The sequence below is a fragment of the Streptococcus mitis genome (assembly GCF_005844455.1).
In the GTDB taxonomy this organism is placed as follows: domain Bacteria; phylum Bacillota; class Bacilli; order Lactobacillales; family Streptococcaceae; genus Streptococcus; species Streptococcus mitis_BF.
On the sequence record NZ_SPGF01000002.1, the window covers coordinates 38,257 to 61,130 of the forward strand.

Annotated in this window: 19 protein-coding genes; 4 read left to right on the forward strand and 15 right to left on the reverse strand. The window is 36.5% G+C overall.

Annotated elements, in window-relative coordinates; genetic code table 11:
* Positions 1-190: 190 nt before the first annotated feature.
* The 12 genes from tsf to yfmF all read right to left on the reverse strand — a co-directional run bounded on the left by tsf (position 191) and on the right by yfmF (position 11,360).
* Positions 191-1,231 carry a translation elongation factor Ts gene (gene tsf / locus FGQ53_RS00830; RefSeq protein ID WP_033682512.1) on the reverse strand — a complete coding sequence of 347 codons (1,041 nt, stop codon included), beginning with the start codon at positions 1,229-1,231 and terminating at the stop codon, positions 191-193.
* Positions 1,232-1,309: 78 nt separating this feature from the next.
* Entirely contained in the window at positions 1,310-2,086 is a 777-nt protein-coding gene (rpsB, locus tag FGQ53_RS00835) for a 30S ribosomal protein S2 (protein WP_138335173.1), read from the reverse strand.
* Between the two features lie 224 nt (positions 2,087-2,310).
* Positions 2,311-3,498 carry a peptidoglycan hydrolase PcsB gene (gene pcsB, locus FGQ53_RS00840; protein WP_138335174.1) on the reverse strand — a complete coding sequence of 396 codons (1,188 nt, stop codon included), beginning with the start codon at positions 3,496-3,498 and terminating at the stop codon, positions 2,311-2,313.
* 93 nt (positions 3,499-3,591) lie between these two features.
* Positions 3,592-4,086 (reverse strand): rod shape-determining protein MreD, encoded by a 495-nt coding sequence (mreD, locus tag FGQ53_RS00845; RefSeq protein WP_020900975.1) that lies wholly within the window; start codon positions 4,084-4,086, stop codon positions 3,592-3,594.
* Entirely contained in the window at positions 4,086-4,904 is an 819-nt protein-coding gene (mreC, locus tag FGQ53_RS00850; RefSeq protein WP_138335175.1) for a rod shape-determining protein MreC, read from the reverse strand. The genes mreD and mreC overlap by 1 nt, the downstream gene beginning before the upstream one ends.
* 59 nt (positions 4,905-4,963) lie before the next feature.
* Entirely contained in the window at positions 4,964-5,758 is a 795-nt protein-coding gene (locus FGQ53_RS00855) for an energy-coupling factor transporter transmembrane component T family protein (RefSeq protein WP_138335176.1), read from the reverse strand.
* Complete coding sequence (locus FGQ53_RS00860) at positions 5,751-6,590, reverse strand: energy-coupling factor transporter ATPase (protein WP_138335177.1); 840 nt, start codon at positions 6,588-6,590, stop codon at positions 5,751-5,753. The genes FGQ53_RS00855 and FGQ53_RS00860 overlap by 8 nt, the downstream gene beginning before the upstream one ends.
* A complete protein-coding gene (locus FGQ53_RS00865) occupies positions 6,575-7,402 on the reverse strand; it encodes an energy-coupling factor ABC transporter ATP-binding protein (RefSeq protein ID WP_138335178.1) in 828 nt (275 codons plus the stop codon). The genes FGQ53_RS00860 and FGQ53_RS00865 overlap by 16 nt, the downstream gene beginning before the upstream one ends.
* The gene (gene pgsA / locus FGQ53_RS00870; protein ID WP_138335179.1) at positions 7,399-7,944 is read right to left on the reverse strand and encodes a CDP-diacylglycerol--glycerol-3-phosphate 3-phosphatidyltransferase; all 546 of its coding nucleotides are present in this window, start codon (positions 7,942-7,944) and stop codon (positions 7,399-7,401) included. The genes FGQ53_RS00865 and pgsA overlap by 4 nt, the downstream gene beginning before the upstream one ends.
* Positions 7,945-7,954: 10 nt before the next feature.
* Positions 7,955-8,788, reverse strand: coding sequence for a cytoskeleton protein RodZ (rodZ, locus tag FGQ53_RS00875; RefSeq protein WP_171019049.1), 834 nt, complete (start codon positions 8,786-8,788; stop codon positions 7,955-7,957).
* Positions 8,789-8,829: 41 nt separating this feature from the next.
* Entirely contained in the window at positions 8,830-10,113 is a 1,284-nt protein-coding gene (yfmH, locus tag FGQ53_RS00880) for an EF-P 5-aminopentanol modification-associated protein YfmH (RefSeq protein ID WP_138335181.1), read from the reverse strand.
* The gene (yfmF, locus tag FGQ53_RS00885) at positions 10,110-11,360 is read right to left on the reverse strand and encodes an EF-P 5-aminopentanol modification-associated protein YfmF (RefSeq protein ID WP_138335182.1); all 1,251 of its coding nucleotides are present in this window, start codon (positions 11,358-11,360) and stop codon (positions 10,110-10,112) included. Before yfmF ends, yfmH begins: the two co-directional genes overlap by 4 nt.
* Positions 11,361-11,518: 158 nt before the next feature.
* Between yfmF and yaaA the strand changes: the two genes are divergently transcribed.
* Together yaaA and recF are read left to right on the forward strand one after the other, a co-directional pair.
* Positions 11,519-11,887, forward strand: coding sequence for a S4 domain-containing protein YaaA (yaaA, locus tag FGQ53_RS00890; protein WP_138335183.1), 369 nt, complete (start codon positions 11,519-11,521; stop codon positions 11,885-11,887).
* A gap of 2 nt (positions 11,888-11,889) precedes the next feature.
* The gene (gene recF, locus FGQ53_RS00895; protein WP_138335184.1) at positions 11,890-12,987 is read left to right on the forward strand and encodes a DNA replication/repair protein RecF; all 1,098 of its coding nucleotides are present in this window, start codon (positions 11,890-11,892) and stop codon (positions 12,985-12,987) included.
* A 50-nt stretch (positions 12,988-13,037) separates the two neighbouring features.
* Here recF and guaB read toward each other — a convergent pair whose 3' ends face one another.
* Both guaB and trpS read right to left on the reverse strand, forming a co-directional pair.
* Complete coding sequence (guaB, locus tag FGQ53_RS00900; RefSeq protein WP_138335185.1) at positions 13,038-14,516, reverse strand: IMP dehydrogenase; 1,479 nt, start codon at positions 14,514-14,516, stop codon at positions 13,038-13,040.
* Between the two features lie 152 nt (positions 14,517-14,668).
* Positions 14,669-15,694, reverse strand: a complete 1,026-nt coding sequence (gene trpS, locus FGQ53_RS00905) for a tryptophan--tRNA ligase (protein WP_138335186.1) — start codon at positions 15,692-15,694, stop codon at positions 14,669-14,671.
* A gap of 205 nt (positions 15,695-15,899) precedes the next feature.
* On the opposite strand from trpS, the gene FGQ53_RS00910 reads away from it, so the two are divergent.
* Together FGQ53_RS00910 and FGQ53_RS00915 are read left to right on the forward strand one after the other, a co-directional pair.
* Positions 15,900-17,522 (forward strand): ATP-binding cassette domain-containing protein, encoded by a 1,623-nt coding sequence (locus FGQ53_RS00910; RefSeq protein ID WP_101786251.1) that lies wholly within the window; start codon positions 15,900-15,902, stop codon positions 17,520-17,522.
* Between the two features lie 61 nt (positions 17,523-17,583).
* Positions 17,584-20,127, forward strand: a complete 2,544-nt coding sequence (locus FGQ53_RS00915) for a YfhO family protein (protein ID WP_138335187.1) — start codon at positions 17,584-17,586, stop codon at positions 20,125-20,127.
* A 25-nt stretch (positions 20,128-20,152) separates the two neighbouring features.
* Here FGQ53_RS00915 and FGQ53_RS00920 read toward each other — a convergent pair whose 3' ends face one another.
* Positions 20,153-22,795, reverse strand: coding sequence for a YhgE/Pip family protein (locus tag FGQ53_RS00920; RefSeq protein WP_138335188.1), 2,643 nt, complete (start codon positions 22,793-22,795; stop codon positions 20,153-20,155).
* Between the last annotated feature and the right edge of the window lie 79 nt (positions 22,796-22,874).

The window sequence follows — 22,874 nt, forward strand, 5'->3', positions numbered from 1 at the left end:
AAATAAAAGAGCAAACTAGGAAGCTAGCCGCAGGCTGCACTTGAGTACTGTAAGGCGACGCTGACGTGGTTTGAAGAGATTTTCGAAGAGTATTAACTATTTCTAAGCGAGTAATGCTGGGTAAAAAACAATTTCAGGAGAAATCTAAGCCCTATACAAAAAAGGAAGCAAATTTGCTTCCTTTCTATGATTAGTTATTCAAGGCTGCTGCCATTGTAGCTGCAACTTCAGCTTCAAAGTCGTTTGCAGCTTTCTCGATACCTTCACCAACTTCAAAGCGAGCGAACTCAACTACTGAAGCGTTAACAGATTCAAGGTATGCTTCAACTGTCTTGCTATCATCCATGATGTAAACTTGTGCAAGAAGTGTGTATGCTTGGTCAACTTTAGTGTTGTCAAGCATGAAGCGATCCATTTTACCTGGGATGATTTTGTCCCAGATTTTTTCTGGTTTGCCTTCTGCAGCCAACTCAGCTTTGATGTCAGCTTCAGCTTGAGCAATCACTTCATCAGTCAATTGTGCTTTTGAGCCATATTTCAAGTGTGGAAGAGCTGGTTTGTTAACCATTGCACGGCTTTCGTTGTCTTGGTCGATAACGTGGTTCAATTGTGCCAACTCATCTTTAACGAATTGCTCATCCAATTCTTTGTAAGAAAGAACTGTTGGTTTCATTGCTGCGATGTGCATTGACAATTGCTTAGCAAGTGCTTCGTCTCCACCTTCAACAACTGAAATAACACCGATACGTCCACCGTTATGTTGGTATGCTCCAAAGTGTTGCGCGTCTGTTTTTTCAATCAATGCAAAGCGACGGAATGAGATTTTTTCTCCGATAGTTGCTGTTGCAGATACGTATGCAGCTTCAAGAGTTTCACCTGAAGGCATTGTCAAAGCAAGAGCTTCTTCATTATTAGCAGGTTTTCCTTCAGCAATAACTTTAGCTGTAGTATTTACCAATTCAACGAATTGAGCGTTTTTCGCAACGAAGTCAGTTTCAGCGTTTACTTCAATAACTGCTGCAACATTACCGTTAACATAAACACCAGTCAAACCTTCTGCAGCAACACGGTCAGCTTTCTTAGCTGCCTTAGCCATACCTTTTTCACGAAGCAATTCAATCGCTTTTTCGATGTCACCGTCTGTTTCTACAAGCGCTTTTTTAGCGTCCATAACACCGGCACCAGATTTTTCACGCAACTCTTTTACAAGTTTAGCTGTAATTTCTGCCATTTTGATTCTCCTATATTTTTTAAAAATAGGAGAGCCGGGCTAAGCCCCGCCCTCCTAGGTAATTACTATTTATATAAATTAAGCGTTGTCGCCTTCTACAACTTCAACGATTTCTTCGATTGAATCTGCTTGAGCTTCTGAAGCTGCAAATTCTGCTTCAACTGCTGCATCTTCACCTTGACGTCCTTCGATGATAGCGTCAGCCAATTTAGCTGTGATCAATTTAACAGCGCGGATAGCATCATCGTTAGCTGGGATGATTACATCGATATCATCTGGATCAGTGTTTGTGTCAACCATCGCTACAACTGGGATTCCCAATTTCTTAGCTTCTTTAACAGCGATTTGCTCTTTATGTGGGTCAACTACGTACATAACATCTGGGATACGAGGCATATCTTCGATACCACCCAAGAATTTTTCAAGACGTGCACGTTGTTTGTTAAGAAGTGCAACTTCTTTCTTAGGAAGAACTTCGAAAGTTCCATCTTCTTCCATACGTTTGATTTCTTTCAAACGAGCGATACGTTTTTGGATTGTTCCCCAGTTTGTAAGAGTTCCACCCAACCAACGGTGGTTAATGAAGTATTGACCTGAACGTACTGCTTCTTCAGCAACTGCATCAGCCGCTTGTTTCTTAGTACCAACGAACAATACAACTGCATCGTTAGCTGCTGCATCACGCATGAAGTTGTATGCTTGGTCAGCGTATTTTACAGTTTGTTGCAAGTCGATAACGTGGATTCCGTTACGTTCTGTAAAGATGTATTTAGCCATCTTAGGGTTCCAGCGACGAGTTTGGTGACCAAAGTGTACACCAGCCTCAAGAAGTTGTTTCATTGAAATTACTGCCATGAGTATTTCTCCTTTTTGTTTTTTTCCTCTTCTTGACTTCAACTCGCAAAACAACCCAAAGGCAACTGTTTCACAATTCATCAAGAATGAGTATTATCGTTCACACGACAAATTTCATTTTACCATACTTTTTCAATATTTTCAAGTTTTTTTGATATAATTTTTAATAGGGATTGTCACGGTAAAACATGAAAAAGAGGGCTCTATTCGAGTCCCTCTGTAAATTAATCTGCATAAATATATGTTACAAAACCTGACGACGTAGTTGTCGGATTGAACCACCCACGATGATTTCCAAGCGTGCGATTACCAGCATAATTTGATTCTGACACTTGGATACGTGTTGTTGATTCTACAGCAGTGACTACCGCTACGTGTCCATATCCACCATCATTCCAACATGCAATCGCACCAACTTGAGGTGTAGATCCTGTACGGAAACCTGCAGCTGCTGCACTTGTAGCCCATTGTGCTCCGTTACCCCAGTAGTCTCCAGCCCAAGGTGCCAATGTCTTAGCTCCCCATGTACACTCACCAACTGGATAGCTTGAAGCATTTGTACTGTATGTTGGACGTTGTTTGACTGCCACAGGAGTGTATGTTGTTGATTCCGAAGAAGCTACAGCTTGAACCTGTGCTGCAAAAGTCGTATTTCCAGAAGCAACAACTGTTTGTTGTTGACTTACTTGTTTTACCTTGTAAGCTGCTTCTGCCGCTGCTGCTGCTTCTGCTGCTGCTTCTGCTTCTGCTTTTTTCTCTAGCAAACTTGCTTTTTCATCTTCTGCTGTCGCTTTTTCAGCAGCAAGATTTAATTCTGCAGCCTTCAACTCAGCTTGTTTCGTTGTTAGGGCTTGTGCATCATCAGACAATTTCTGTTGATTTGCAATAACTGTATTAATTGCGTCATTGTTCGCCACTTGTTTCTCAGAAATTGCTTTTTTATCTGCTTTTTGTTGTTCCAACATTTTGTTGTTAGCAGATACGATTTCATTCATTGCTGCTACACGTGAAATAGCTTCTGTAATTGACTTCGAGTTTACAATCGTATTGATGTAGCTGGTTGCAGCTCCATTTGTTTGAGCACTACGAGCTTGTTTTTCCAAAGAATCATTGCGAGACACAATATTTTTAGAAAGTTCTGTAATCTCACTCTCAAGTTTTTTGGATTCTGCTTGTAATCTATCATTTTCAGCTTGCAAGTTAGATTGCTCAGCTTGAATAGCTGATACTTGCTCCTGAATTTGGTCAACTTGTTTTTGGGCTTCTTGTTGTTGTGCTGTTAAGTTACTAATTTTATTATCTTGAGCAGCAATTTTGTCATCAGTCGTTTCTGCATGCGCAGTTGTTAAAACAGCTACTTGAGAAACCATTACTGTACTTAATAAAAGTGACGCTAAGATTTTTTTCTTCATATTACGTAGATACTCCTTCTTTTAAAGACAATACTAGTATACCAAAAAAAGGCCTAATGAATATTACGCCTTTGTTACATTTTTGTTTCTTTCTCATAGATAATATTTTTCAAAAATAAACTGAAAAATAAGCATCCACACAAGATTTAAAATCATGGATGGTACTAGGCTATAAACGATAAAAATCGGCAGACTATCTACAGTTAAACCTACCACTAATGCAAAGAGATAAGCTCCCATATCAAATAGAAAACTCATAACAATCATAGCCAAGATTCTTGTCCAACGATTCAACAAAATAACACTATTCAATTTATGAAGAAACGCTCCCAATAAGATAAATAAGAGAGTTGCGATCCCTATTAGATGGAAAAAGTAAACATCGTAAACCAAGCCTATCACAAAACAATAGACTAGGTAGAGATACTCTGATACTTCTATCGTCTCAAATAAGAGAAATAGAAAAAGAAAATGACTAGCCAAATGTACATGGGGGAAAAATGAACCCAGAAGCTGGCTAATATGGGCGTCAATTAGAACAAAGAAAGGAAGCAATAAAAACACTCCAACCCGCTTCAACTGTCTCATTATGAATTCCCCACTAATTCTATCACATCCACATTATGAGTATCTGCACTCAACTTAACAGTTACTTCTCGTGTCAAATAATCCGTACTATGCGTTGTGGCAACCACTTCACCAACAGGAATATCCGCAACGTTAAAGTTTCCTAATCCCCCCGTTGTCACCTTATCGCCTGTACTAATATCGCTATTGCTATTTAATTGGCTAATTTTAAGAACTTCATTTTCCTTGTCGTAGCCAACAATAATTCCATAAATTGTGGTAGTGCCGTGTTGAATTTTAACAGAAATCTTATCAGCATTTTCCGTATTTGTCAGAAGGTTGACCATAGTAGAGTTCTCCTCTACTTTTGAAACGCTCCCAATCAAACCACCATTTGCAATGGCTAACATGTTCTCAGAAGCCCCTTTTGATTTGCCTGCATCCAGGGTCAATTCCTGTTTCCAAGATACCGGAGAACGCATAATAACATCTGCTGCTAAAGTCTTTGTGGCTGGCAATTTAGACTTCATATCAAGCAATTGGCGCAGTTGTTCATTTTCTGTCTTTAAACTTTCTGCCTCATTTGATTTAACTTCTAACTGGTAAATCTGTTTCTTCAAACTTTCATTTTCATTATATGTTCGTGTCAAATGAGCCAAATCTGATTTGACAGAATCAAACCACCGAAAAGGTTTTTGTACAACTCTATCAACCAATGAAATTCCATCTCCTAATTTTGTCACAATTGTACTTGAATAAGTCGTAGCTAAGAGAGCTGAGACAAGCAGAACAGTGACAAAAACAATAATGACATATTTTGATTTTTTAAAACGGTTCATATCCCTACCTTTATATCAAAAACTGTTACAGTAACTTTTTTATCAATTCCTGAAATCTACTAAGATTTTAAGAAAAATAAGCAACAACCAAGTACGAGAATAACAAGAATTGCTAGCGTATCCTTTCGAGTCCATTTCAATTGTCTGTATTGACTTCTACCTTTTCCACCCTGATAACCACGCGCTTCCATGGCGATAGCCAAAGAATCTGCACGTTTTAAACTTGTCGCAAAAAGAGGAATCAAAATAGGAATCATGGCCTTTACTTTTTGAACAATACTTCCTTCTCCAAAATCCACTCCACGCGCTTTCTGCGCATTCATAATCCGCGTCGTATCATCCATCAATGTTGGGACAAAACGTAGACTCATGGACAGCATCAATCCAATTTCATGAACTGGAACTCTCACACGTTTTAAAGGCGCTAACAAAGCTTCGACAGCTGAGGCCAAACTTAAGGGCATGGTCGTTAAGGTTAACAAAGTTGAAAAGAAAATTATCAATACAAAGCGACAAAAAATAATTCCAGCTTGTTGCAAAGCATAATCTGTGATTCTCACAAACGAAAACTCAAATAAAACATTCCCATTAGAAATGAAAAACAATTGAAAAATAGTTGTGAAGGCAATCAAGAAAAACATAGACTTCAAGCCCTGAATAAAAAATGAAAGAGATACTCCTGACAAGGCAATAAATATCCCTGCCGCTATAAAAAGAATCAGATTCGTCAAGGGATTATTAGCCCAAAAAACGATCAAAATCAGTAGCATCATAGCCAGTAATTTGCTACGTGGATCCAACCGGTGAACAATCGAATCCCCTGGGATATAACGCCCCAAAATCATACTATCCATTTAGCGACTCCTTGAACTCCTCTATCTTAATCGGTAATCGTTTAAATGACACGCCTCTATCAGCCAATCGTTTACAAAAAGCTGTAATTTTAGGTACTCCCAACTGAACTTCTTCCATAAAAACAACATCTTGAAAGACATCACTTGGTTTGCCACCCTTCACTAAACGTCCCTTTTCCATTACATAGACTTGATTCGCATATTCAGCTACATCATCCATCAAATGCGTTACCAAGACGATGGTCATCCCTGACTGGTGGAGTTTTTTGAACAAATTCATCAATTCTTTTCTCCCAAGAGGATCTAGGCCTGCTGTGGGCTCATCTAAGACTAATATGGCTGGTTCCATGGCAAGTATGCCTGCAATGGCGACACGTCTCATTTGTCCACCTGATAGCTCAAACGGACTGCGATCAAAAAGTGATTCATCAATTCCAACCAGAGCCAGTTTTTCCCGTGCAATCTTCACAGCATCTTCTTCAGAAACTCCAAAATTTTGTGGTCCAAAAGCAACGTCTTTCAATACTGTTTCTTCAAAAATTTGATTTTCAGCAAACTGAAATACCAAGCCAACCTGTTTTCTAATTTGACGAATATCTTTATTTTTAGAATTCGAGGTGATTAAGGTATCAAAAACTCGTACACTTCCTTGACTTGGCACCAATAAACCATTTAAAAGTTGTAAAATAGTTGATTTACCGCTACCTGTGTGGCCAATTAAAGCCGTATAAGAACCATCTTCAATCGTTAAAGAAACATCCGACAAAGCTGTTGAAGCTAAGGGAGTACCTTCTTGATATGTAAAACTCACATTTTCTAGAGCAATTCCCATAGCTTATCCTCTAGTTCACTTTCTGTCAAATAATTTTCAGGCAAATCATAGCCATTCTGGCTCAAAGAATTTTTTAATTGATTGGCAAAAGGATCGTCTAATCCAATTTGATCTAAATCATTTCGAGAGAAAAGTTCTCTTGGACTGTTGGTTGATTCAATCGACCCTTTTTTCATGACCAATACGCGGTCACTTATGGCAACTTCTTCCAAATCATGTGTAATGGAAATAATCGTCATATCATAGTCTTTCCGAATTCCTTTTACTGTCTCAATCAGTTCTCTACGCCCCTCAGGATCCAACATACTCGTTGCTTCATCTAAGATTAAAATAGATGGTCTTAGGGCTACAACACCTGCAATGGCCACACGTTGCTTTTGGCCACCTGATAGACGCGCTGGCTCTCTCTTTTTAAAGTCCAACATGCCAACTAAAACCAGAGCTTCCTCCACTCTCTTTTTCATTTCTTGACGAGAAAGGCCCTGATTTTCCAAACCAAAGGCAACATCATCTTCAACAGTTGCTCCAACAAATTGATTGTCTGGATTTTGAAAAACCATACCGATTTGACGACGTATATTCCAAACATTTTCCTCAGTCAGCCGTTGGCCATCAATTACAATCTCTCCAGATTCTGCTTCTAGTAAGCCATCAATTAATCGAACCGTCGTTGATTTACCACTACCATTATGCCCTACAATCGAAAGCCATTCTCCACGTTTCACGTGAAACGTAATATCCTTCACATCATAGTATTCTTGACTTTCCTTATAACGAAAAGAAAGTTTTTTTACATCAATTATTGATTTCATTTCGAACCAAATGTCCCTTTAAATACATAGGCACTACCCTTGAAATAATCATAGCCAGAGTAGATAGTGAAAAATAAGGCTACATAAAGTAGAACTTGACCAAGCAAAGTCCAATGTAATAGCAAGAAAATAATCGCAAACATCTGACTAAAAGTTTTAATTTTTCCAGGCATTGCTGCTGCTAAAACTGTTCCACCAGTTTCAACCAGTAACAGCCTTAAACCTGTCACAGCCAACTCACGACAGATGATTACTGCAACAATCCAAGCTGGAGCCATACCTAACTCAATCAGCATAATAAAAGCCGACATAACTAGTAGTTTATCCGCCATAGGATCTGCAAATTTACCGAAATTACTGATCACATTCCATTTACGAGCTAAATATCCGTCTAAATAATCTGTAATACTGGCAACAGCAAAGATAATAGCTGCCACTATATGACTCTCTATCGAATTTCCTATCGTTAAAATAAAGATAAAGATGGGAATAAAGAAAATTCGACCTATTGTTAAGAGATTTGGAATTTGTTCTTTTTTCATTTGTTTTTCCTTAATTTTTAGTAAAGGTTATCGTAATTGTCCCAGTATAAGCTGTTAATTTCGATAAATCAACAGTCTGATTATCTACTGTCAAAGCAACACCTTTTACAACACCTAAAGTAATGGTTACAGAATTTTTAGTTGAAACGGTTGTTTCCACACTTTTATTATCCGGTGATAAGGTCACTCCACCCTCAAGTTCACTTTCTGAAATACTAACCCAACTTCTAGCATCTGAAACCGATAATTGCAATTTTGCAGTTTCCTTACTTGTTTTATAAGCTATTTCTACATGATTTCCTTCACCTGATACACTTATAGCCGATTCTACACTAGAAGAACTGCTAGATGAACTACTACTTGAGGATTGGGGAACAGAGCTAGTTGAACTTGTTGATTGAACCACACTGTAATTAGAAAGAGAAGGCCCCTCTGGTTGAGTTTGAATATAGTTCCAAACATAATAGGTCACAAAAATTAAAATCGATAAAGCAAAAAGGATAAAATAAAATAAAGGTAAAAATGATGTTTTTTTCTTATTTTTCTTACTTGAACGTCTGCGCCCTGTCAACTCATCTTCATCAACATCCACTTCCTCATAAGTAATCATACTCCCAGAATCATAAGCATCCAAAACAATTTGGTCATCTAACTCAACAGCCCATGCATATTTTTTCAAGAAAGAACGCGTGTAAAAAGGACTTGGAAGTTGATCGAAATCGTCTGCTTCCATTGCTTCCAACATATCTAACTGGATGTCTGTCTTTTTCTGCAATTCATCTAAACTCAATCCCTGATTGATTCTAGCTAATCGTAAAACCTCACCAATTGTTTTTTTCCTCATACTTGTCATCCCTTCTTTCTAGTGTCTATTATGATAGGTTACTACGATGGGAATATTGTAAAATCAACTATATCCCCTTCATCTATTAAGTGATGCCCTGCTTCAAGGACATCCTCTAAAGTAATTTCCTGTAAAATCTTTGGCAAATCAAAAATTGTCTCACCATGTTCAAAAGCATCATATTGCGTTGCAATAAATTCAAGAGAGTTCATGCTACTAAAAAATTCTCCAAACATCTCTCTTTTGATAATATCTAGATGTTCCTCTGTAATATCTAAATCCTTTGTAAAATTACGAATGGCCTTCCTAAACTGATGAGATAAAGCAACTGGCTCTTTCGTATCCATTGTCAACATAACAAAATGAAAACGACTTGTTACTTCAATTTCAAGAGATAAGGAAGCATCTATTTTACCTGATTCATATAAATTTTGAAAACGATCCGAAGTCCAACCAAACATCATTGCAAATAATAATTTTAATAAAATATGATGTCGATAGCAATCCGCCTCAGAAACTTCTCGCTTACCTCTAATCCCAATCGCTAGTTTGGGCGAAGATACTTCCATTCTCATACTGTCTGTTGGCTTCACATCTTGTAAAAGCAACTTTTCTTTTGATACTTCCTGAAAATCTGAATCTTTCAGGTCTTTTCTTTCAAAATAGTCTTGTACTTGCTCCACATCAAAATTACCAACTAAAAGCAGAGACATGTTTACAGGTTTGTAAAACCTTGTAAAATTTTCTTGCAAATTAGTTAGATTAATTTGGGAAATGGACTCCTCGCTTCCAACTATATCCGTTGCTAAAGGTGTACCAGGATACAAATTTGCTAAGGTTGAAAAGAATAAACACGAATCTGGATCATCTTGGTACATTTCTCGTTCCTGCTGGATAATATCCTGCTCTCTCAAAATGGAAGCTTCAGTAAAGTGTGCTGATGTTACCAATTCATCAAGTAAATCTAAATTCTCTAAGAGATAATCCGTCGATGAAAAAAGATAGTTTGTTTTTGTAAAGCTTGTAAAGGCATTGCTATCTGCACCTAGACTCGTAAAAGCTGACATCATATCGCTAGAATCTTCCCTCTCAAATAATTTATGTTCAAGAAAATGAGCAATTCCTGCAGGATATTTTTTTACATCTCCGTCAACTTCTGTGACAAGCGTATCTATCGAACCAAACTGTACAGTTACACTCCCGTAAACATCTTTAAATTCCTTTTTAGGCAAAAGATCAACTGTCAATCCATTTGACAAACGAGTTCGATAAACCATTTCTTTTACAGCTGGATAGTATTTTTCTTTAAAAGCAACCTTTGTCATTCTATTCCTTCCATAAAGTAAATCGCTTGTAGTTTCACATTATTAGCTGCTCTACAAATAGCATCTTTGTCAACTTGATCGAGTTTTGCAATCAAACTTTTAAAGTCTGCTGAAGATTTTCCAAGTAAGGCATTTTGATAAGCACGTTCAATCAATGAAGATTGATTATCTTGAGAAAGTAACAAAGACCGACGAATCATTTCCTTGGTCTGCTCTAACTCAAGATCTGTAAAATAACCTTTTTTTAAATCAAGCAGTTGATTATTCATCATTTTTCGAGCCTGATTCCGATTTTCTCGATCGATACCAGCATACATCCTTAAAAATCCACTAAATAAATCAAGCTGACTTGAAATGGTATAAGCTAATCCAGCATTTTCACGGACATTTGTAAAGAGTTTAGAGTGAGCAAATCCACCCAGTAAACCATTCATTACAATCATGGGTAAATGTTGCTCATCACCATATTCAGCAGAGCAATGATAGCCCAACTCTAAAATAGACTGTCCCACATTTTTCCTAACCATTCTTTCCTGAAGGATATTGGAATAAGGTTGACAATACTGAACCTTCACATCACCTTCTCGACCTTTAAAACCAAATGATTCTAATACATTTTGAATTTCAACCTCATTAAAATCACCTAAGAAAAAGAAATCTATTCGATCTTTGTCCAAAAATTCTTGGAAACAAGAATAAGAACTTTGTGGAGTTTCAGCTAAAATACGACTTCGTAAATCACGATACTCCAATTGGAGACATTCATCATGAAAAAATAATTTATCTAATTCTTTATGTGCAAAATAAAAAGAATCATCCATATCAGCTGCTAAACTTGCTAGCAATTGCTTTTTCTCAATTTCAAATAAGGCCGAATCAAATCCATTATCAACTACCACGGGTGAAAAAAGAGTTTCTTTTACTAGTTCCAAAACCTGAGCAGTTAGCACATTTTTCCTACTTAAAAACTCATCACGAACATAAGTAAATGTCAATTCTACAATGTGACTTTGCCCTCTTCTGAAACAATTGGTTGACATATCTGTACCGTATAGACTAGCCAAGTGTCTTCTCAAATCTTGAGAAGTAGGGTACATCAGATTAGCAGTCTCTAGCATACTCGCACTCAACATGCGACCTGCAATCGTATCAAGAGATAATGGAGCGGTAAAACGCACGGTGATTTTGTTCGTTTTAAACTTCTTTGATTGGATAAAATGTGTTGAAATTCCATGCACTAACTCCATGATTTACCTCCTTATATACAGACTTCTATTATATCACGAAAACCTGAAATTTTCTTGTTCTCTGTAACAGTTTTGAAATAAAAATCGCTTACATTTCTTCCTGTTTCTATCACTATTTTTAGGAAAATATGGTATAATACCAAAGATTGAGGTGAATTATGGAATACAAATTATTTGAAGAATTTATTACCCTCCAAGCACTACTCAAAGAACTTGGAATTACACATAGCGGAGGAGCTATCAAATCATTTCTCTCTGAACATTCTGTTTACTTTAATGGGGAATTAGAGAGTCGTCGTGGTAAAAAACTTCGCATTGGTGATAAAATTGACATACCTGACATGAATATTGACATCTTGTTGACACAACCTACTTCTGAGGAGCAAGAGGAATATCAAGCTGATAAAGTTGAAAAAGAACAGATCGCTAAACTTGTCAAAGAGATGAATAAGGGAGTTAAAAAAGATAAATCGAAACCTACTTCAGCACCTAAAAACAAACAAGCTCCGCGATTCCCTGGTAGATAATCATGTGGCTACAAAACCTATCTCTCAAAACTTTTCGTAATTATAAAGAAACGAAAATAGACTTCAATCCTAAATTAAATGTCTTTTTAGGACGCAATGCACAAGGAAAAACAAATATGCTAGAGGCTATCTATTTTTTAGCCTTAACGCGTAGTCATCGAACTCGAACAGATAAAAATCTCATTCATTTTGATGAAGAACAACTTTATCTTTCAGGTCTCGTTCAGAAAAAAACTGGATCCATTCCCCTAGAAATCGAACTAACACAAAAAGGCCGTGTGACAAAAGTTAATCACTTAAAACAGGCGCGCCTTTCAGATTATGTGGGACACATGAATGTTGTTTTATTTGCTCCTGAAGATTTACAACTAATTAAAGGAGCACCTTCGGTTCGACGGAAATTCATTGATATGGAACTTGGACAAATTAAGCCAATCTATCTATCTGACTTAACCAATTATAATCATATCCTAAAACAAAGAAATACTTATCTAAAATCAACTCAAAAAATAGATAAAACCTTCCTTTCTGTGTTGGATGATCAGCTAGTTGATTATGGATGTCGTGTAATGAATCACCGCTTAGATTTCATAAAAAAACTAGAATCATTTGGGCGTAAGAAACATTTTGAACTTTCTAATCAGATTGAAGAGTTGTCAATATCCTATCAATCTTCTGTAAAACCAACTGAAAAAGAAGATTTATCAGAATCTTTCAAAATTGCTTTAGAAAAAAGTAGATCCAGAGATTTATTTAAAAAGAATACTGGTGTCGGTCCTCATCGAGATGACATTTCTTTTTATATAAATGGGATGGATGCTAGTTTTGGAAGTCAAGGTCAACATCGTAGTCTCGTCCTTTCTATAAAATTAGCAGAAATCGAGTTAATGGAAAGTATTACTACAGAATCTCCGATATTATTGCTTGACGATGTTATGAGCGAGCTTGACAATACCAGACAACTAAAATTATTAGAAACGATTTCTCAGTCAATCCAAACCTTTATTACAACAACAAGCTTAGATCATCTTCAAAATCTACCAGAAAATCTAAGTATTTTCACTATTCAAGATGGTAAAGTTGTTGTAAACAAAACTTGACAATATTGTAAAAGAGCTCCTGTTTTCACAGGAGTTCTTTTCATTATTTTTTACATAGAATAATTTGGTGCCTCATTAGTAATTTGTACATCATGAGGGTGGCTTTCTTTCAAACCAGCACCAGACATTTCAATAAATTGAGCATTATCGTGTAGTTCTTTAAGGTTAGCTGCACCACAGTAACCCATACCAGAGCGGATACCACCAATCATTTGGAAGACGATATCAGCTGCCGCTCCTTTATAAGCAACACGACCTTCAATTCCTTCTGGAACAAGTTTATTTGCTTCATTGACAGAACCTTGGAAGTAACGATCGCTTGAGCCTTTTTTCATAGCAGCAATTGATCCCATACCACGGTAAGTCTTGAACTTACGTCCTTGGAAGATTTCAGTTTCACCTGGAGCTTCATCAGTTCCAGCAAACATTGATCCAAGCATAACAGCATTTCCACCTGCAGCAAGAGCTTTTACAATATCTCCAGAATACTTGATTCCACCGTCAGCAATGATCGTTTTTCCATATTCACGCGCAACAGCTGCAGCATCATAGATAGCTGTTACTTGTGGAACACCAACACCAGCAATCACACGAGTAGTACAGATAGAACCTGGTCCAATACCAACCTTGACAACATCTACACCTGCTTCGTAAAGGGCACGCGCTCCCTCAGCAGTAGCAATATTTCCAGCAATCAAAGTACGATCTGGGAAGTGAGCACGAATCTCAGCAATTTTACGCAAGACACCTGCAGAATGACCATGTGCAGTATCAATAACAATCGCATCCGCCCCTGCCTCAAAAAGCGCCTCTGCACGTTCAAATGTATCTGAAGTAACACCTACTGCACCTGCAACTAGAAGACGACCAAACTCATCTTTAGCAGCATTTGGAAACTCAATAACTTTTTCAATATCTTTGATAGTAATCAAACCAGAAAGACGACCTTCTTTATCTACCAAAGGAAGTTTTTCAATACGGTGTTCTTGAAGAATACTCTCAGCTGTTGCAAGGTCTGTACCCACAGGAGCAGTAACAAGATTTTCACTAGTCATATGGTTTGAGATTGGTTGGTTATAATCTGAAATAAAACGAAGATCTCGATTTGTCAAAATACCAACCAATTTACGATTTTCAAGTGTTTCAACAACTGGAACACCACTGATACGGTAACGACCCATAAGTTCATCTGCTTCAGCAATTGTATGTTCAGGAGTCAAGAAGAACGGATCAATAATAACCCCATTTTCAGAACGTTTTACCTTGCGAACCTCGTCCGCTTGTTGAGCAATTGACATGTTTTTATGGATAACTCCGAGACCACCTGCACGAGCAATAGCAATAGCCATTTGACTCTCTGTTACTGTGTCCATGGCAGCGGTAATAATTGGGATATTTAAAGTCAAATTATCTGCCAATTTAGTTGTTAAATCTGCATCGTTAGGCAACACATGACTTTCAGCTGGAATAAGCAATACATCATCAAAGGTAAAACCTTTTTTCAAAAATTTAGTGTCCCAATTAGACATTCGAAGTTTCCTCTTTTCTTTCTTTTTGAGCTTGACTCTTTTTATATTGTATCTATCATACCATTCTATAAAAATTTGTCAAATGTTACAGGGGTAAATAAAAAACTATCTTTTCTTTGAGATAGAAATGATAGTTTCTTGTAAAAATAAACTTAGTTAAAGTAATGAAGTCCCATTGCTCCTTTAACATCAGATAGGGTTTGACCTGCAACTTCACGCGCTCTTTCACTACCTTTTTGAAGCATATTATACACTTCTCCCATATCCTTAGCAAATTCGATACGGCGCTCACGAATAGGACCAAGTTCACGTTCTAATATTTCAAGTAGATAACGCTTGGTCTTCACATCACCAAGACCACCTCGTTGATAATGTTCTTTCATTTCAGCAATTTCTTGAGCATCTTCTGGACGACCAAAAACATCTAGATAATGGAAAACCATATTTCCTTCAATTTTACCTGGATCCTCAACGCGGATATGATTTGGATCTGTATACATACTCATTACTTTTTTACGCAAAGTATCCGCATCATCAGCTAAATAAATACCATTATTAAGGGATTTAGACATTTTAGCATTTCCATCCAAACCAGGCAAACGCCCTGCTCTCTCATTTTCTGGATAAATACCTTCTGGTTCCACCAAGACATCACAGTTATATGCATTGTTAAAAGAACGAACAATTTCACGAGTCTGCTCAATCATTGGTTTCTGATCTGTCCCAACAGGAACATAATTAGCTTTGAAAGCAGTAATGTCAGCTGCTTGAGCGATTGGATAGACCAAGAATCCTGTAGGAATACTTTCCCCAAATCCTTTTTGAGCAATCTCTGTCTTGACAGTTGGATTTCGCTCCAGACGTGCTAATGAAACCAGATTCATATAGTACATAGATAGTTCAGCCAGCTCTGGAATCTGGCTTTGAATAAAGATAGTCGATTTATTTGGATCCAATCCAACTGCAAGATAATCCAAAGCCACATTTCCGATAGACTCTACAATGGTTTGAGGATCTTTGGCGTGATCTGTCAAGGCTTGTTGGTCAGCCAAGAACACAAACATATCATACTTATCCTCTTCCTGTAAGAATACTCGATTTTTGAGACTTCCAACATAATGTCCAATATGCAATTTTCCTGTTGGACGGTCTCCTGTTAAAATAATGGGTTTAGTCATTTTGTTCTCCTTCGATATAGTCCCTTCAATTATAGCATTTTTTTAATGAAATAACCGTAATTTATCAAAATAAATCAGCCTTGCTATTCACGATTTTGTGTAAAGTATACTGTAAATATAATTTACACAAAATTGACAGATAAAAATTTGAATATTTCCGTATTTTCTAGTAGAATAAGTATATTACACATATAGGAGAAAAACATTGCTTACAGTATCTGATGTTTCACTACGTTTTAGTGATCGTAAACTTTTTGATGATGTCAATATCAAATTTACAGAAGGAAATACCTATGGATTAATCGGTGCTAATGGTGCCGGAAAATCAACCTTTTTAAAAATTTTAGCTGGAGATATCGAACCTACTACTGGTCACATCTCTCTTGGTCCAGATGAACGTCTCTCTGTTCTTCGTCAAAATCACTTTGACTATGAAGATGAACGTGCCATTGATGTCGTTATCATGGGAAATGAAAAACTTTATAGCATCATGAAGGAAAAAGATGCTATCTACATGAAGGAAGATTTCTCAGACGAAGATGGAGTGCGTGCTGCCGAACTTGAAGGAGAGTTTGCCGAGCTTGGAGGCTGGGAAGCAGAAAGTGAAGCCTCTCAACTACTTCAAAACCTAAACATTCCAGAAGAATTGCACTATCAAAATATGAGCGAATTGGCCAACGGTGAAAAAGTAAAGGTTCTCCTCGCCAAAGCACTTTTTGGTAAACCAGATGTTCTTCTTTTGGACGAGCCAACTAACGGTTTGGATATCCAATCTATTACTTGGCTAGAAGACTTCTTGATTGACTTTGATAACACAGTTATCGTAGTGTCCCATGACCGTCACTTCTTAAACAAAGTATGTACTCACATGGCCGACCTTGACTTTGGAAAAATCAAACTCTATGTCGGAAACTACGACTTCTGGAAGGAATCTTCTGAGCTTGCTGCTAAATTGCTAGCCGACCGTAATGCCAAAGCAGAAGAAAAAATTAAGCAATTGCAAGAATTCGTTGCTCGTTTCTCTGCCAATGCTTCTAAATCAAGACAAGCAACCTCACGTAAGAAAATGCTTGATAAGATTGAGCTAGAAGAGATTGTGCCATCTAGTCGTAAATATCCATTTATCAACTTTAAAGCGGAGCGTGAAATTGGTAATGATCTCTTGACAGTAGAAAATCTAACTGTAAAGATTGATGGTGAGACTATTTTAGATAATATCAGCTTTATCTTGCGTCCAGGTGATAAGACAGCTCTTATTGGACAAAATGATATTCAAACGACTGCATTAATTCGTGCAATCATGGGAGATATTGACTATGAAGGAACTGTCAAATGGGGAGTGACCACTAGTCAATCTTACCTGCCAAAAGATAACTCAGCTGATTTCGCAGGGGGAGAATCAATTCTTGACTGGTTGCGTCAATTTGCAAGTAAAGAAGAAGATGACAATACTTTCCTACGCGGTTTCCTCGGCCGTATGCTCTTCTCCGGAGATGAAGTTAACAAACCTGTAAACGTCTTATCAGGAGGAGAAAAAGTTCGTGTCATGCTTTCAAAACTCATGCTCTTAAAATCAAATGTCCTTGTACTTGATGATCCAACAAATCACTTGGACTTGGAATCTATCTCAAGCTTGAACGATGGATTGAAAAACTTTAAAGAATCAATCATCTTTGCCAGCCATGACCACGAGTTTATTCAAACTTTGGCTAATCATATCATTGTCTTGTCTAAAAATGGCGTCATCGATCGTATCGATGAAACCTATGATGAATTCCTAGAAAATGAAGAAGTACAAGCAAAAGTTAAAGAACTTTGGAAAGACTAAATAAAACTTCAAAACTCAGTTGGGTTAACCAGCTGAGTTTTCTAACATTTTATGAGGTAACATGAAATTATTTTTTAAAACATATTGGACCTATTTTGTTTCTTTCATCATTCCCGTAGTCATTATGACAGGAGTATATCTATCTCAAGGTATCTACTGGAATAGTGACAACTCTCCTCTATTAGGAGATGGCTTTCATCAATACGTTATTTTTGATGTAACTTTACGAAATATCCTACATGGAAATGGTAGTTTGTTTTACACCTTTACAAGTGGTCTAGGACTAAACTTCTATGCCCTATCTAGTTATTACTTGGGTAGTTTTCTCGCGCCTCTGGTTTACTTTTTTGATTTAACGAATATGCCAGATGCTGTCTATCTGACAACTCTCTTAAAATTTGGATTGATTGGTCTGTCAACCTTCTTTAGTTTAAATAAATTATTTAAAAATATCCCTCATACTTTAAAACTAGCCTTATCCACTTCCTATGCTCTGATGAGTTTCACTGTCAGTCAATTAGAGATAAAAACCTGGTTGGATGTTTTTATCTTGATTCCTTTAATTATAACTGGTTTACACCTACTTATAACTGAAAAGAAATTCTCATTATACTTTACAAGTCTGTCAATCTTATTTATCCAAAACTATTATTTTGGATATATGACAGCATTGTTTCTTGTTTTCTGGTATCTCTGTCAAATTTCTTGGGACTTTAAAACTCGAAAATCATCTTTTCTTGATTTCATAATCACCTCCGTTTTAGCTTGTATGGCTAGTTTGATTATGACTCTTCCCACTCTGTTTGATTTACAGACACATGGGGAAAAATTAACTGAAGTTACAAAGTTTCAAACTGAAAGTAGCTGGTATCTTGATCTCTTTGCTAAGCAATTCATTGGTTCCTTTGACACAACAAAGTATGGGGCCATCCCAATGATTTTTGTTGGACTGTTTCCCTTTATTTTGACTATTTTATTTTTTACAATGAAATCTATTAAGTTTCACGTGAAACTTATCTATGCAATTTTCTTTGCATTTCTAATTGCAAGCTTTTATATTGAAGCTCTTGATTTATTTTGGCAAGGCATGCATACTCCAAACATGTTTTTACATCGCTATGCTTGGATTTTCTCTACCTTGTTAATTTACACAGCAGCGGAAGTTTTAAATCGTCTGAGAGAAATTAAAATCTGGAACTTTTTAGTTTCGCTTTTTCTTGTACTAACAGGATTTTTAGCTACCATCTATCTAAAATCACATTATTCTTTTTTAACAAATTTGAATATTCTGCTTACTCTTGAATTTTTGATTGTCTATTCTCTTTTACTCCTTGCAGTTATCAAAAAGTTTATCTCTGTGAATCTATTTGCTATTCTAATCTATTTATTTATAATGGTTGAAATAAGTTTAAATGCTTCATCTCAAATGGACGGAATTGCTAAGGAATGGGGATTTGCTTCTCGAAGTGCATATAGTAGAGATATCCTAGCTATGGAATCTTTCTCAACATATATTGGAAATTCATTTACTCGTACTGAGAAACTACAAACTCAGACAGGAAATGACAGTATGAAATTCAACTACAATGGAATCTCTCAATTTTCATCTGTTCGAAATCGTTCAGCAAGCTCTACTTTGGATAAACTTGGGTTTAAATCCTCTGGGACTAATCTCAATCTACGTTATGGCAATAATAGTATTTTGGCTGATAGTTTATTTGGAATCCAGTACAATATCTCAGAAAGTCCTAGTGATAAGTATGGTTTCCAAGATGTATATCAAAAAGATAATCTTACCCTATATGAAAATCAATTCTCTCTTCCGATTGCATTTGCTAGTCAATCTGTTTACAATGATGTCAAGTTCAATGAACACACTTTGGATAATCAGGCCTCGTTTTTAAATCAACTTGCTAATGTCAATTTTGATTATTTTTCTCCAATACCTTATGAAAAAACTGAAAATACTGATGATTTGATTAGTGTTACAAGTTCTTCAAATGAAGATGCAGCAATCCAGTATCAAATTGAAGTGCCAGAAAACAGCCAAGTTTATCTTTCTTTCACAAACCTTCACTTTTCTAATGACAAACAAAAAAAAGTTGACATCCTTGTAAATGGAGAAAAGAAAATTTTTACAACTGATAATGTCTTCTCCTTCTTTAATCTAGGCTATACAAAAGAGAAAAAAACTTTCAATATTCATGTTAGTTTCCCTGGAAATTCACAAGTATCATTTGAATCTCCTACCTTCTATCGTTTAGATACCAAAACTTTCACCGAGGCAATTCAAAAAATTAAAGAACAACCTGTCACAGTATCAACTTCTAAAAACAAGGTCTTTACTAGATATGATGTTAAACAAGATACGTCCATTCTCTTCACCATTCCTTATGACGAAGGCTGGTCTGCCTACCAAGATGGTAAGAAAATAGAAATTAAACAAGCTCAAACTGGCTTTATGAAAGTTGACGTTCCTAAGGGAAAAGGAACTATTACACTTTCCTTTATCCCTAATGGGTTTGTTGGTGGATCAATCTGTTCCTTTACTTCTCTTTTACTATTTGCAATCTATAATCACAAACGAAAGTCATCTAAGACATAAAAAATCGACCAATTGGTCGATTTTTTTAATCTTCTTCCATTTTCTTAGGTTGATAGGCTAGCATACCTAAACCAGTAAATAGAGCTAGTATGGCAGCTAGGAAAATGACTTGTTGATGAATATTTCCTGTCATAGAAATTGTTTGTCGTAATCCCGAAACCGAATAACTCATTGGTAACCAAGGATTAATGGCTCTAAAGAAATCATTTGTCAAAGCAAGTGGATAAGTACCTGCACTTGATGCTAACTGTAATAAAAGCAAAATAAGAGAGAAGAAAGCTCCTATACGGCTATTCCATGTTGTTAAAGCAGTCACCATGGACATGAATACTAAACTTGTTAGGATAATGAGAATAAATGTTCTCATTTCATGATTAGCAGTTAAACCAATAAGATGAACTCCTCCATATACCAAAATCCCTGCTAAAACAGCTATAATACCATTTATTTCAGCTCGAGATTTCAACCAAGCCCAACGGCTCTCTGGATGACGTCCTGAAGGCAACTTCGCAAAAATCATATTCGTTGATATTGCTGCAACAAAAAGAGCAACTGATATCATATAAGGAGCCATTGCGATTCCATTTACAGGAACTTGATCATTGTCTGTTTTGGAAATATTGAGTGGATTTGACAAAATCTCTGCATTTTTAGATTCTGTTGATGCTGATTTGAGTTGATCACTAGCATTACCTAGTCCTTGTCCTAAAGAAGCAACTCCTGTCTGTAAATCTTCCAACCCAGAAGTTAACTTTGTTCCACCTTCTGCTAGTTTCCCAGCTCCATCTGCCAATTTATTAGCTCCATTCTCTAATTGAGAAGCACCTGAAAGTAACTGACTGGATTTGTCTGCTAATTGACCAGATCCGGATTGTAATTTATCAACTCCTGCTATCAATTCTTGACTCTTTTGATTCAATTGATTGGATCCAGTTGATAATTTTTCAATACCAGATACTAATTCTGGAGTTTTTTCAACTAATTGACCAACTCCTGCTGTCAAGCTAGAAGATTTTTGTGTCAAGGTATTTGAGCCTGAAACTAGTTGATCCAAACTACCTGTCAAGGTGGAATTTTTTTCACTTAGTTGACTTGCGCCCTGAGAAACTTTATCAACACCTGTAGTATATGCCTTTACACCTGATGTAATCGACTGACTAGCAGGAACTAATTTACTCGTCACTGCTCCCTGTATTTCTGTTAATCCACTTGACAATCCTGTCAAAGAAGTAGAAGCAATAGGCAATACTTGATTAGCTTGATTTTTTAACGTCGAAAGATTTGAAGATTGATTTTGTAAGTTTTCTAAACTTCCCTGTAAACCTTGTACTAAAGCTATAATTGACTGAGCCGATTGAATACTATCAGTCGAATTTTGAGATACAGAAGCACTTATCTCAGCTTGTTGCTCACTTGTCAATGATTGATAAGCTACTGTCGATTGAATATTTGCTAATGTAGTTGCTTTTTCAGACTGAGCACTTGCTAACATTTGATTAGAAAGAGAAACTATACTTGATAAAACAGAAGACAATTGTTTTGTATCTCCAACATCAATATTTTGAATAGCTTGATTTAACTGATTCAGACCAGAAGATAATTGATTAATTTGATCTTTTTGCCCAGACGAAGCATCTAACTTACTAGAAAGTTGTTGAATCCCTTCACTTAATTGCTCCACACCCATTCGAAGTGTAGCTGATTGACTAGATAACTGATTAGCACCTGTTGCAAGATTTCCCACTCCGTTTGTATAGGCACTAACACCAGATGAAAATTGATTAAGACCAGTATTGAGCAGAGAAACACCGCCAGTATAGGCCTCTACACCAGTATATAGTTGATTGATTCCTCCTACTAATTCAGGACTTTTAGAAGATAATTGACCTAATCCGCTATCTAGTTGACTCACTGCACCAGTATATGTAACTAAACCACTATTAAAATTTCCTAAGCCAAGATGAAGTTGTTCGACACCAGAAACATAAGCAGATAATCCTTTAGTAAACTGCTCCGTTCCATTTGAAAATGTTAAACTTGAAGCTGCTAAAGAGTGTAGATTAGTAGTTAATGTATGACTTCCTGTCACTAATTGATTCGCTCCATCAGTTAATTTTTCACTACCAGAAGCTGCTTGACTCATACCATCCTTTAATTCGACCATCTTATCAAATAAAGCTTTAGTATAGGTCTCGGTTACATTGGTAGAAACATTCTGCTTCAATTGTGTCATCGCAGAATCGCTCATCTTGCTGGCAATAAAACTATGACCACTTGAAGTCTGATAATCGATTTGCATTTGCTCTGGATGATCCGTTAAAATAGAAGCTGCTTTTTCAGATAAATCACTTGGTAAAGTCACTACCATATAGTAATCGCCATCTTCCAATCCCTTCTTACCTTCCTCTTCATCTATGAAATGAAAATCTAAAGTTTTATTTTCTTTTAAATTAGACACCATGTCTTTTCCTATTGCCATGGTATTACCATTATAGGAAGCCTCTTTATCATGATTGACGACTGCCACAGGCAAGTCAGACAATTGCCCATATGGATCCCACATTGATGACAAAAATATGATATTGTACAGAGCTGGAATAAGAGAAATCCCTATCATGACAATAATAAAGGTTGGTTTTTTAAAAATTGCTTTCCATTCTTTAAACATATCTTCTCCTTTTTTAAACATATTGTCTAAAATTTTGATATAATAGATTATACATTAAAAAATCTAAATTACAAAATAA

Bases quoted from the DNA above. Each gene is read 5' to 3' on its own strand.
- pgsA (WP_138335179.1), bottom strand. From the start codon at position 7,944: ATGAAAAAAGAACAAATTCCAAATCTCTTAACAATAGGTCGAATTTTC.
- FGQ53_RS00920 (WP_138335188.1), bottom strand. From the start codon at position 22,795: ATGTTTAAAGAATGGAAAGCAATTTTTAAAAAACCAACCTTTATTATT.
- mreD (WP_020900975.1), bottom strand. From the start codon at position 4,086: ATGAGACAGTTGAAGCGGGTTGGAGTGTTTTTATTGCTTCCTTTCTTT.
- rodZ (WP_171019049.1), bottom strand. From the start codon at position 8,788: ATGAGGAAAAAAACAATTGGTGAGGTTTTACGATTAGCTAGAATCAAT.
- FGQ53_RS00865 (WP_138335178.1), bottom strand. From the start codon at position 7,402: ATGAAATCAATAATTGATGTAAAAAAACTTTCTTTTCGTTATAAGGAA.
- trpS (WP_138335186.1), bottom strand. From the start codon at position 15,694: ATGACTAAACCCATTATTTTAACAGGAGACCGTCCAACAGGAAAATTG.
- FGQ53_RS00855 (WP_138335176.1), bottom strand. From the start codon at position 5,758: ATGGATAGTATGATTTTGGGGCGTTATATCCCAGGGGATTCGATTGTT.
- tsf (WP_033682512.1), bottom strand. From the start codon at position 1,231: ATGGCAGAAATTACAGCTAAACTTGTAAAAGAGTTGCGTGAAAAATCT.
- FGQ53_RS00915 (WP_138335187.1), top strand. From the start codon at position 17,584: ATGAAATTATTTTTTAAAACATATTGGACCTATTTTGTTTCTTTCATC.
- yfmF (WP_138335182.1), bottom strand. From the start codon at position 11,360: ATGGAGTTAGTGCATGGAATTTCAACACATTTTATCCAATCAAAGAAG.
- yfmH (WP_138335181.1), bottom strand. From the start codon at position 10,113: ATGACAAAGGTTGCTTTTAAAGAAAAATACTATCCAGCTGTAAAAGAA.
- rpsB (WP_138335173.1), bottom strand. From the start codon at position 2,086: ATGGCAGTAATTTCAATGAAACAACTTCTTGAGGCTGGTGTACACTTT.
- FGQ53_RS00860 (WP_138335177.1), bottom strand. From the start codon at position 6,590: ATGGGAATTGCTCTAGAAAATGTGAGTTTTACATATCAAGAAGGTACT.
- recF (WP_138335184.1), top strand. From the start codon at position 11,890: ATGTGGCTACAAAACCTATCTCTCAAAACTTTTCGTAATTATAAAGAA.
- yaaA (WP_138335183.1), top strand. From the start codon at position 11,519: ATGGAATACAAATTATTTGAAGAATTTATTACCCTCCAAGCACTACTC.
- pcsB (WP_138335174.1), bottom strand. From the start codon at position 3,498: ATGAAGAAAAAAATCTTAGCGTCACTTTTATTAAGTACAGTAATGGTT.
- guaB (WP_138335185.1), bottom strand. From the start codon at position 14,516: ATGTCTAATTGGGACACTAAATTTTTGAAAAAAGGTTTTACCTTTGAT.
- mreC (WP_138335175.1), bottom strand. From the start codon at position 4,904: ATGAACCGTTTTAAAAAATCAAAATATGTCATTATTGTTTTTGTCACT.